11 protein-coding genes are annotated in these 9,565 nt (G+C 69.9%); 4 read left to right on the forward strand and 7 right to left on the reverse strand.

Annotated features, from left to right (window positions below):
* Positions 1-130: 130 nt before the first annotated feature.
* The 7 genes from trpS to radC all read right to left on the reverse strand — a co-directional run bounded on the left by trpS (position 131) and on the right by radC (position 5,097).
* Positions 131-1,156 (reverse strand): tryptophan--tRNA ligase, encoded by a 1,026-nt coding sequence (trpS, locus tag Q673_RS35185; protein WP_023007516.1) that lies wholly within the window; start codon positions 1,154-1,156, stop codon positions 131-133.
* 76 nt (positions 1,157-1,232) lie between these two features.
* Complete coding sequence (locus Q673_RS35190; protein ID WP_023007517.1) at positions 1,233-1,553, reverse strand: putative signal transducing protein; 321 nt, start codon at positions 1,551-1,553, stop codon at positions 1,233-1,235.
* Positions 1,554-1,567: 14 nt separating this feature from the next.
* Positions 1,568-2,761 carry a class I SAM-dependent rRNA methyltransferase gene (locus tag Q673_RS35195; protein ID WP_023007518.1) on the reverse strand — a complete coding sequence of 398 codons (1,194 nt, stop codon included), beginning with the start codon at positions 2,759-2,761 and terminating at the stop codon, positions 1,568-1,570.
* A 19-nt stretch (positions 2,762-2,780) separates the two neighbouring features.
* The gene (gene mutM / locus Q673_RS35200; RefSeq protein ID WP_023007519.1) at positions 2,781-3,608 is read right to left on the reverse strand and encodes a bifunctional DNA-formamidopyrimidine glycosylase/DNA-(apurinic or apyrimidinic site) lyase; all 828 of its coding nucleotides are present in this window, start codon (positions 3,606-3,608) and stop codon (positions 2,781-2,783) included.
* Positions 3,609-3,710: 102 nt separating this feature from the next.
* Entirely contained in the window at positions 3,711-3,866 is a 156-nt protein-coding gene (rpmG, locus tag Q673_RS35205; RefSeq protein WP_021819788.1) for a 50S ribosomal protein L33, read from the reverse strand.
* Positions 3,867-3,892: 26 nt separating this feature from the next.
* On the reverse strand, positions 3,893-4,129 hold the full coding sequence (gene rpmB, locus Q673_RS35210) for a 50S ribosomal protein L28 (RefSeq protein ID WP_023007520.1): 237 nt from the start codon (positions 4,127-4,129) through the stop codon (positions 3,893-3,895).
* Positions 4,130-4,422: 293 nt separating this feature from the next.
* On the reverse strand, positions 4,423-5,097 hold the full coding sequence (gene radC, locus Q673_RS35215; protein ID WP_023007521.1) for a RadC family protein: 675 nt from the start codon (positions 5,095-5,097) through the stop codon (positions 4,423-4,425).
* Between the two features lie 121 nt (positions 5,098-5,218).
* Between radC and coaBC the strand changes: the two genes are divergently transcribed.
* From coaBC to argB, 4 genes are all read left to right on the forward strand, one after another.
* Positions 5,219-6,526 carry a bifunctional phosphopantothenoylcysteine decarboxylase/phosphopantothenate--cysteine ligase CoaBC gene (gene coaBC / locus Q673_RS35220; RefSeq protein ID WP_031218872.1) on the forward strand — a complete coding sequence of 436 codons (1,308 nt, stop codon included), beginning with the start codon at positions 5,219-5,221 and terminating at the stop codon, positions 6,524-6,526.
* 27 nt (positions 6,527-6,553) lie between these two features.
* On the forward strand, positions 6,554-7,021 hold the full coding sequence (gene dut, locus Q673_RS35225) for a dUTP diphosphatase (protein ID WP_023007523.1): 468 nt from the start codon (positions 6,554-6,556) through the stop codon (positions 7,019-7,021).
* 42 nt (positions 7,022-7,063) lie between these two features.
* Positions 7,064-8,458 (forward strand): phosphomannomutase/phosphoglucomutase, encoded by a 1,395-nt coding sequence (locus Q673_RS35230; protein WP_023007524.1) that lies wholly within the window; start codon positions 7,064-7,066, stop codon positions 8,456-8,458.
* Between the two features lie 61 nt (positions 8,459-8,519).
* Positions 8,520-9,428 carry an acetylglutamate kinase gene (gene argB / locus Q673_RS35235; RefSeq protein ID WP_023007525.1) on the forward strand — a complete coding sequence of 303 codons (909 nt, stop codon included), beginning with the start codon at positions 8,520-8,522 and terminating at the stop codon, positions 9,426-9,428.
* Positions 9,429-9,565: the final 137 nt, after the last annotated feature.

A 9,565-nucleotide genomic window follows, 5' to 3' on the forward strand; every position in this document is an offset into this window, starting at 1 on the left:
GGATTACCTTATTTATTTAAATAAAACTTTTAATTCCACAAAGGAATATCAATGTCGCCCTCGGCCCTGACCGACGACGGGCGCCACCGGGGCGCCCGTCGAGGAGGGGGAGTCGGCAAGGGAGAACAGCCTAGACGAAGCGGCCCAGGCCGGCGGCGTGGCGCAGGCGCTCCATCAGCGGCGCGGCCTCGGCGCGGGCGCGCTCGGCGCCCTTGAGCAGCACCTGCTCGATATGGCCGGGGTCCTCCAGCAGCGCCTGGTAGCGCTCGCGGGGCTCGCGCAGGTGCTCGTTGAGGTACTCGAAGACGCGGTTCTTGGCCTCGCCCCAGCCGATGCCAGCCGCGTACTCGTCGCGCATGGCCGCGGTCTCCTCGGCGCTGGCGAAGGCGGAGTAGATCTGGAACAGGGTGCAGGTATCGGGGTCCTTGGGCTCGCCGGGCTCCAGGGAGTTGGTCTTGATCTTGCGCACCAGCTTGAGCAGCTTCTTCTCGGAGACGAACAGCGGGATGGTGTTGTTGTAACTCTTGGACATCTTGCGCCCGTCGAGGCCGTTGAGCACCTCCACCTTCTCGTCCACCGCCGCCTCGGGCAGGGTGAAGAACTGCCCCTTGTAGAGGTGGTTGAAGCGCCCGGCCATGTCCCGGGCCATCTCGATGTGCTGGATCTGGTCGCGCCCCACCGGCACCTTGTTGGCGTTGAACATCAGGATGTCGGCGGCCATCAGCACCGGGTAGCCGAACAGGCCCATGGTGATGCCCTTGTCCGGGTCCTGGTTGCCGACGGCCTCGTTCTCCGCCACCGCCGCCTTGTAGGCATGGGCGCGGTTCATCAGCCCCTTGGCGCAGACGCAGGAGAGCATCCAGGTCAGTTCGGGGATCTCGGGGATGTCCGACTGGCGATAGAAGATGGCGTTGTCGGTGTCCAGGCCCAGGGCCAGCCAGGTGGCGGCGATCTCCAGGCGCGACTCCTGCACCCGGCGCGGGTCCTGGCACTTGATCAGCGCATGCAGGTCGGCGAGGAAGTAGTAGGACTGGACGTTGGGGTCCTGGCTCGCCTCGATGGCGGGCTTGATGGCGCCGACATAGTTGCCGAGGTGGGGGGTACCGGTGGTAGTGATGCCGGTGAGAACGCGGGTCTTCTCGGAAGCTGCACTCATGGGGTAAGCGGACTCTGCGATGCGGAAATGGCCGCTATGGTAACGCGGGACCCCGGTCAAGGCGACCGCGGCGGCATCAGTCGGGACGCAGTGCCCCGCAGCGCCAGCAGGCATCGAAGACGCCCTCCAGCGCCTCGCCGCAGCCCGGGCAGCGCCAGGCCGGCGCCTCGCTCTCCCCGGAGAGGGCCTGGCGGATCAGCGCCTCGGCGCGCTCGCGGTTGTGGGGGCGCACCCACACCTCGGGCTCGCACTCGGTGAGGGGCAGCTCGCCAGCGCCGCCGCCCAGGGTCATGTTGTGCAGCTCGACGGGAATCCCCGCCGCCGCCAGCAGATTGCGCACATGGCCGACCAGCAGCGCATTGGCGTGGGCGAAGACGCGGACCGAGTCGGGGGCCATGCAACGCTCCCCGGTCAGTCGCGGAAGACGCGCACGCCCAGCGCCTTGAGGTAGCTTGTCTCGGGGATCGCCGGGTGCACCGGATGGTCCGCCCCCTGGTGGCCCTGGAAGAGCACCTGGCCGTGGCGGTCCTGGTGGCGCACCGCCCCGCGCACCACCTCCATCAGCGCCTCCGGCGCGAGGTGCATGGAGCAGGAGGCCGAGAGCAGCAGGCCGTCGCGGCCCAGCAGGCGCATCGCCTCGCGGTTGAGCCTGGCGTAGGCGCGCTCGCCGGCGGGGATATCCTTGCGTTTCTTGATGAAGGCGGGCGGGTCGAGGATCACCACGTCGAACTGCTCGCCCTCGGCCTTGAGCGCCGCCAGCGCCTCGAAGGCATCGCCCTCGCCCACCGCGACCTGCTCGTGCAGGCCGTTCAGGGCGGCGTTCTCGGCCACCCGCTCCAGGGCCGCCGCCGAGGCGTCCACGCAGAGCACCTCGCAGGCGCCGTGGGCCGCCGCCTGCACACCCCAGCCACCGACGTAGCTGAACAGGTCCAGCACCCGCTTGCCGGCCACGAACTGGTTGAGCCATGCGCGGTTGGCGCGGTGGTCATAGAACCAGCCGGTCTTCTGCCCATCGAGCACCGGCGCGGCGAAGCGCACGCCGTTCTCCTCCAGCAGCACCGGGTCGGCCACCTCGCCCTTGACCACCTCCACGCCTGGCGCGAGGCCCTCCTGACGACGACCGCTGGTGTCGTTGCGCAGCACCACCGTGGCCGGCGAGAGCACCTTGTCCAGGGCATCGAGCAGCTCGGGCAACACCGCCTGCATGCCGGCGGTGTTGAGCTGCACCACCAGGGTGTCGCCGAAGCGGTCGATCACCAGGCCCGGCAGCAGGTCGCCCTCGCCATGCACCAGCCGGTAGAAGGGGGCGGCGAAGAGGTGCTGGCGCAGCGCCAGCGCCTGGTTGAGGCGGTGCACCAGCAGCGAGCGGTCGAGCCGCTGCTTGGGGTCCCGGGAGACCAGCCGCGCGCAGATCAGCGAGTGCGGATTGACGTAGGCCACCCCCATCGCCTTGCCGTTGGCGGCCTCCACCACCATCTGGGTCCCGGGCGCGAGGCCCTTGAGCGGGGTGGCGTCGGTGTCGATCTCGTTGGAGTAGAGCCACAGGTGGCCAACCTTGAGGCGGCGGTCGGCATGCTTCTTGAGGCGCAGGGAGGACAGGGTCATGGGAGCTCTCTCGAAAGGGTCAGGTCTGGCAATGGGGGCAGTAGACGCTGGCGCGCTGGCCCAGGGTGACCAGGCGCAGCTCGGCGCCGCAGCGTCGGCAGGGCTGGCCATGGCGGCCGTAGACGTTGAGGCGCTGCTTGAAGTAGCCGGGCTCGCCGGTGCCGCCGACGAAGTCGCGCAGGGTGGTGCCGCCCTGGGTGATCGCCGCGGCCAGCACCTCCTTCGCGGCGGCGGCGAGGCGCGCGTAGCGCTCGGCCGAAATGCGCCCGGCGGCGCGGCGCGGGTCGATGCCGGCCAGGAACAGCGCCTCGCTGGCGTAGATGTTGCCCACCCCCACCACCACGGCGTTGTCCATCAGGAAGGGCTTCACCGCGACGCGACGCCCGCGGGAGAGGCGATGGAGACACGCGCCGTCGAAGGCGTCGGAGAGCGGCTCCGGGCCCAGCCGGGCCAGCCGCGGGTCCTGCTCGACGCTGCCCTTGAGCCAGTCGACGAAGCCGAAGCGCCGCGGGTCGTGATAGCGCAGCAGGGCGCCATCGTCGAGCACCAGGTCGAGGTGGTCGTGCTTCCTCGGCAGCTCGCCGAGACGGGCGATGCGCAGGCTGCCGGACATGCCCAGGTGCCACAGCAGGGTGCCCGTCGCCTCGCCACCGACCAGGGGCAGCAGCAGGTACTTGGCGCGCCGCGACAGCGCCCCGACGCTCGCCCCCACCAGGCGCTCGACCAGGTCGCCGGGCACCGGCACCCGCAGGCGCGGCTGGCGCACGACCACCTCGGTGATCACGCGCCCCTCGACGTGCGGGGCGATGCCGCGGCGGGTGGTCTCGACTTCAGGCAGCTCGGGCATGACGGCTCTCGCGAAACAGGCCCCGGAAACGCCAGAACCCGGCTGGAGCATCAGCCGGGTTCAGGGCGACAGGCTTGAACACCTGTGGAAGACGACCAAGGGTTACTTGATCTTGGCTTCCTTGTACATCACGTGCTTGCGGACCACCGGGTCGAACTTCTTCATCTCGAGCTTGTCCGGGGTGTTCCGCTTGTTCTTGTCGGTGGTGTAGAAGTGGCCGGTACCGGCGCTGGACACCATTCTGATCTTGTCGCGCATGACTGCTGCTCCCTAGGTGGAATCGCTTAGACGGCTTCGCCGCGCTTGCGGATATCGCCGAGCACTGCCTCGATACCCTTCTTGTCGATGATGCGCATGCCCTTGGAGGAGACGCGCAGCTTGACGAAACGGTTCTCGGACTCGACCCAGAAGCGATGGGTGTGCAGGTTCGGCAGGAACCGGCGACGGGTCTTGCGCTGGGAGTGTGAAACGTTGTTACCAGTCACCGGGCGCTTGCCGGTAACCTGACATACTTTGGACATGGGAGCCTCCAACCACTGGCCAGGTGTTCAACCACCTGTTGTGTTCAAAACCTGTCGGGCAAACCGGGGAGATCCCGTGACATTTGACCCAAGGGAATTCAAAGGCTGCACTTTATACCAGAGACCGCCCCGCCGGACAAGCCCGGAGCGCGAGCGAAGGCAGGGCCCCGCGTCGGCGAGGACGATACGGAAGGCGACTGGCGATGGGCAGGCGCTTGGCAGGCGACCCGAGCGATCGGGGCCGGGCGCAGCCGAGGCGGCATTATAGAGGAAGCGACGCCCCGCGTCATGCCCTACAGCCACCCCCGTTCGGCGAAGGAGACCACCTCGCCGTCGCCCACCACGAAATGGTCGAGCACGCGGATCTCGAAGAGTCCCAGCGCCTCGCGCAGCCGTTCGGTGATGCGCCGGTCGGCGTCACTGGGCTCGGCCACCCCCGAGGGGTGGTTGTGGGCGAGGATCACCGCCCCGGCGCCCAGCTCCAGGGCACGCCGCGCCACCTCGCGGGGGTAGACCGAGGCGCTGTCCAGGGTGCCGCGGAACAGCGACTCGTAGCGGATCACCCGATGCTGGGTGTCGAGGAAGAGGGCGGCAAACTCCTCGTGGCCCAGGTGGCGCAGCTGGCTGGCCAGGTAGGCACGCACCAGGGTCGGCGAGGTCAGCGCCTCGCCCCGCGCCAGCTGGCTGGCCAGGTGGCGCCGCGAGAGCTCCAGGGTCGCCTGGAGCTGCACGTACTTGGCATCGCCCATGCCCCGGGCGGCGCAGAAGCGCTCGCGGCTAGCCTCCAGCAGCTGGCGCAGGCCACCGAACTCCAGCAGCAGGTCCCGGGCGAGGTCCACCGCCGAGCGCCCCGGCACCCCCACGCGCAGGAAGATCGCCAGGAGCTCGGCATCCGACAGCACCTCCGGCCCCAGCGCCAGGAGCTTCTCCCGGGGACGTTCCCCCTCCGGCCATTCGCGGATCGACATCGCCACCCCTCCCTGTCGCCTGTCCTCAGTGTAGCCACTGCTCGGCAAGCGTCGCTCGACTACGCAAGGTCGGGCCCCGGTGGTAAGGTAGGCGGCTGATATCGACGCCGGACCCACGCCCATGTCAACGCCTTCCGGATCCCTCACAGGCCAGCGCGTGCTGCTCGGCATCAGCGCCGGCATCGCCGCCTACAAGAGCGCCCTGCTCGCCCGCCTGCTCAAGCAGTCCGGGGCCGAGGTGCGCGTGGTCATGACCGACGGCGCCCAGGCCTTCATCACCCCGCTGACGCTGCAGGCGCTGACCGGCGAGCCGGTGCGCACCTCGCTGCTAGACCCCGAGGCCGAGGCGGGCATGGGCCATATCGAGCTGGCCCGCTGGGCCGACACCATCCTGATCGCCCCGGCCACCGCCGACCTGATGGCACGCCTGGCCGCCGGGATGGCCGACGACCTGCTCACCACCCTGTGCCTGGCCAGCCGGGCCACGAAGGTGATGGCCCCGGCTATGAACCAGGCGATGTGGGCCCACCCGGCGACGCAGCGCAATGCCGCGCGGCTCGCCGAGGATGGCTGGCGACTTCTGGGGCCGGACAGCGGCGACCAGGCCTGCGGCGACGTCGGTCCGGGCCGCATGCTGGAGCCCGAGGCGATCCTCGCCGCGCTGCTGCCGGCGGCGCCCGGCAGCGGGGCGGGCAGCACGCCCGCCACCATGCAGGCCCTCCCTGCCGCCGCGGGCCTGCATATCACCATCACCGCCGGCCCCACCCGGGAGCCGCTGGACCCGGTGCGTTATCTCTCCAACCACAGCTCCGGCAAGATGGGCTACGCCCTGGCCGAGGCCGCCGTGGCGCTGGGCGCCCGGGTCACCCTGATCAGCGGCCCAGTGGCCCTGCCCTGTCCCGCCGGGGTGGCGTGTCTGCCGGTGGAGACAGCCGGCGAGATGCATGCCGCCGCCCAGCGGCTGGCGCCCGAGAGCGACCTGTTCATCGGCTGCGCCGCCGTGGCCGACTACCGCGCCGAGGCCGCCGCCGAGCACAAGATCAAGAAGGTGGAGGGCGAGGACGCCCTGACCCTGCGGCTGGTCAAGAACCCCGACATCATCGCCGCTGTGGCCGCCATGCCCGAGGCCAGCCGGCCGCTGGTGGTAGGCTTCGCCGCCGAGACCCGGGACGTGGAGCGCTACGCCCGGGATAAGCTCGCCCGCAAGGGGCTGGACATGGTCGTCGCCAACGACGTCTCCCGCGAGGGCCTCGGCTTCGGCGCCGACGACAACGCCGCGGTGCTGCTGTGGCGCGAAGGAGGCCGACAGGCGTCGCCGCAGGGCGACGATCTCGGCCGCGACGCCCTCCCCCCACAGCCCAAGTCGCGGCTCGCCGAGGCGATCCTGCGCCGCGCCCTGGCCTGCCTCGCCGCGCGGCAGGCCCCCTGACCGACACCAAGACTTCCAGGACCTCCGATGCCCGTACCCGCCACGTCCCCGCGCCTCGCCGTGAAGCTCCTCGACGAGCGCCTGCGTGACCACCTGCCCCGCTACGCCAGCGAGGGTGCCGCCGGCATGGACCTGCGCGCCCTGCTCGACGCCCCGCTGACCCTGGCCCCGGGCCAGTGCGAGCTGGTGCGCACCGGCCTCGCCGTGCACATCGCCGACCCGGGCCTCGCCGGCCTGATCCTGCCGCGCTCGGGCCTGGGCCACAAGCACGGCATCGTGCTCGGCAACCTGGTGGGGCTGATCGACTCCGACTACCAGGGCGAGCTGATGATCTCGGTCTGGAACCGCGGCACGGCCGACTTCACCGTCGAGCCCTTCGAGCGCCTGGCACAGTTCGTGCTTGTTCCCGTGGTGCAGGCCGCGCTCGAGGTCGTGGACGACTTCGACGCCAGCCAGCGAGGCGACGGCGGCTTCGGCAGCTCGGGCCGACACTGACGCCAACCGCCCACGACACCCCTTACAGGACAAGGATCTCCCATGACAGCCGACACCCAGACCGCTCCCGCCTCCATCTTCCGCGCCTACGACATCCGCGGCATCGTCGACGACACCCTCACCGAGGCGAGCGTCGAGGCGATCGGCCGTGCCATCGGCAGCGAGGCGGCCGCGCGCGGCGAGGCCACGGTGGTGGTGGCCCGCGACGGGCGCCTCTCGGGCCCGCGCCTCCAGGACGCCCTGGTGCGCGGCCTGACCGCCGCCGGCCGCGACGTCATCGACATCGGCATGGTGCCCACGCCGGTGCTCTACTTCGCCACCCACGCCCTGGACGGCACCGCCTCGGGCGTGATGGTCACCGGCAGCCACAACCCGCCGGACTACAACGGCTTCAAGATCGTGCTCGCCGGCGAGACCCTCTCCGGCGACGCCATCACCGCCCTGCACACCCGCATCGTCGAGGGTGACCTCGCCGAGGGCGAGGGCAGCATGCGCCAGGTGGACGTGCGCGACGCCTACCTGGCACGGATCCTGGCCGACGTGCGCCTGGAGCGCCCGCTCAAGGCGGTGGTGGACTGCGGCAATGGCGTGGCCGGCGAGCTGGGGCCGCAGCTGGTGGAGAAGCTCGGCGCCGAGACCCTGCCGCTGTTCGCCGAGATCGACGGCACCTTCCCCAACCACCACCCGGACCCGGGCAAGCCCGAGAACCTCGAGGACCTGATCCGCGTGGTGCAGGAGAGCGGCGCCGACATCGGCCTGGCCTTCGACGGCGACGGCGACCGCCTGGGGGTGATCACCCCCCGGGGCCGGCTGATCTACCCCGACCACCTGATGATGGCCTTCGCCGAGGACATGCTGACCCGCAACCCGGGGGCGAAGGTGATCTTCGACGTCAAGTGCACCGGCAACCTGGCCCGGGTGATCGATGAGGCGGGTGGCGAGCCAGAGATGTGGCGCACCGGCCACTCGCTGATCAAGGCACGCATGAAGGAGACCGGCGCCCTGCTGGCCGGCGAGATGAGCGGCCACATCTTCTTCAAGGAGCGCTGGTACGGCTTCGACGACGGCCTCTACGGCGCCGCCCGCCTGCTGGAGATCCTCTCCCGCCAGGCGCTGGACGCCGACGCCTTCTTCGACCGCTTTCCCCAGGACAAGGGCACACCGGAGATCAACGTCGGCGTCAGCGACGACACCAAGTTCGATCTGGTGGCGCGCCTGGCCCGCGAGGGCGACTTCGGCGAGGAGGGCGTCAAGACCACCCTGGACGGGATCCGTGTCGACTACCCCGACGGCTGGGGCCTGTGCCGCGCCTCCAACACCACCCCGGTGCTGGTGCTGCGCTTCGAGGGCAAGAGCGACGCCGCGCTTTCACGCATCAAGGCGCGCTTCGCCGACGCCCTGGCCCAGGTGGCGCCCGAGCTGGACGTGGCGCTCTGAGCCCGTGACTGGATGACCCGCCGCCGACGCGGCGGCCCTGAGCATGACAAGGGAACCCGAGATGACCGAACAGACCCGTGACCCGCGCCTGGTGGTGGAGGTGCTCTCCGAGGCGCTGCCCTACATCCAGCGCTTCTCCGGCAAGACCGTGGTGGTGAAGTACGGCGGCAACGCCATGACCGAGGACACCCTGATCGACTCCTTTGCCCGCGACATGGTGCTGATGAAGGAGGTCGGCATCAATCCGGTGGTGGTCCACGGCGGCGGCCCCCAGATCGGGGAGCTGCTCAAGAAGCTCAACATCGAGTCGCGCTTCGTCAATGGCATGCGGGTCACCGATGCCGAGACCATGGACGTAGTGGAGATGGTGCTGGGCGGGCTGGTCAACAAGGGCATCGTCAACCTGATCAACCAGTGCGGGGGCAAGGCGATCGGCCTGACCGGCAAGGATGGCGCCCAGATCCGCGCGCGCCAGCTCAAAGTGGAGCACCAGACCCCGGAGATGACCGCGCCCGAAATTATTGACATCGGCCACGTCGGCGAGGTGGAGCATATCGCCACCGACCTGATCGAGATGCTCGCCGAGCGCGACTTCATCCCGGTGATCGCCCCTATCGGCGTCGACACCGAGGGCCGCAGCTACAACATCAACGCCGACCTGGTGGCGGGCAAGGTGGCAGAGGCCCTGTGTGCCGAGAAGCTGATGCTCTTGACCAACGTGGCCGGGCTGATGGATGGCGGCGGCGAGGTGCTGACCGGGCTGACCACCGCCCAGGTCGATGCCCTGATCGCTGATGGCACCATCCACGGCGGCATGCTGCCCAAGATCCGCTGCGCCCTGGAGGCGGTGAAGGGCGGCGTCGCCAGCGCCCATATCATCGACGGCCGGGTGCCCCACGCCACCCTGCTGGAGATCTTCACCAACGCCGGCGTCGGCACCCTGATCACCGACACCGGCCAGGAGGGCTGACCCTGGCCGCCGCGGCCCTGGCGTCGCGGCGGGCGCCCGACTAGCATAGCTCGAGCATGAGAAAAGAAAAGAGCGATATGACGCAGGCAACCCCCACCCCCAGCCGCCGGGAGCAGATCCTCCAGGCGCTGGCGCTG

The organism is Halomonas sp. PBN3, from assembly GCF_000475415.1.
Lineage (GTDB): Bacteria > Pseudomonadota > Gammaproteobacteria > Pseudomonadales > Halomonadaceae > Halomonas > Halomonas shengliensis.

Excerpts from the sequence above, each read along its gene's own strand:
- Q673_RS35230 (WP_023007524.1), top strand. The coding sequence starts at position 7,064 with ATGACAGCCGACACCCAGACCGCTCCCGCCTCCATCTTCCGCGCCTAC.
- dut (WP_023007523.1), top strand. The coding sequence starts at position 6,554 with ATGCCCGTACCCGCCACGTCCCCGCGCCTCGCCGTGAAGCTCCTCGAC.
- rpmB (WP_023007520.1), bottom strand. The coding sequence starts at position 4,129 with ATGTCCAAAGTATGTCAGGTTACCGGCAAGCGCCCGGTGACTGGTAAC.
- rpmG (WP_021819788.1), bottom strand. The coding sequence starts at position 3,866 with ATGCGCGACAAGATCAGAATGGTGTCCAGCGCCGGTACCGGCCACTTC.
- trpS (WP_023007516.1), bottom strand. The coding sequence starts at position 1,156 with ATGAGTGCAGCTTCCGAGAAGACCCGCGTTCTCACCGGCATCACTACC.
- coaBC (WP_031218872.1), top strand. The coding sequence starts at position 5,219 with ATGTCAACGCCTTCCGGATCCCTCACAGGCCAGCGCGTGCTGCTCGGC.
- Q673_RS35190 (WP_023007517.1), bottom strand. The coding sequence starts at position 1,553 with ATGGCCCCCGACTCGGTCCGCGTCTTCGCCCACGCCAATGCGCTGCTG.
- radC (WP_023007521.1), bottom strand. The coding sequence starts at position 5,097 with ATGTCGATCCGCGAATGGCCGGAGGGGGAACGTCCCCGGGAGAAGCTC.
- mutM (WP_023007519.1), bottom strand. The coding sequence starts at position 3,608 with ATGCCCGAGCTGCCTGAAGTCGAGACCACCCGCCGCGGCATCGCCCCG.
- Q673_RS35195 (WP_023007518.1), bottom strand. The coding sequence starts at position 2,761 with ATGACCCTGTCCTCCCTGCGCCTCAAGAAGCATGCCGACCGCCGCCTC.
- argB (WP_023007525.1), top strand. The coding sequence starts at position 8,520 with ATGACCGAACAGACCCGTGACCCGCGCCTGGTGGTGGAGGTGCTCTCC.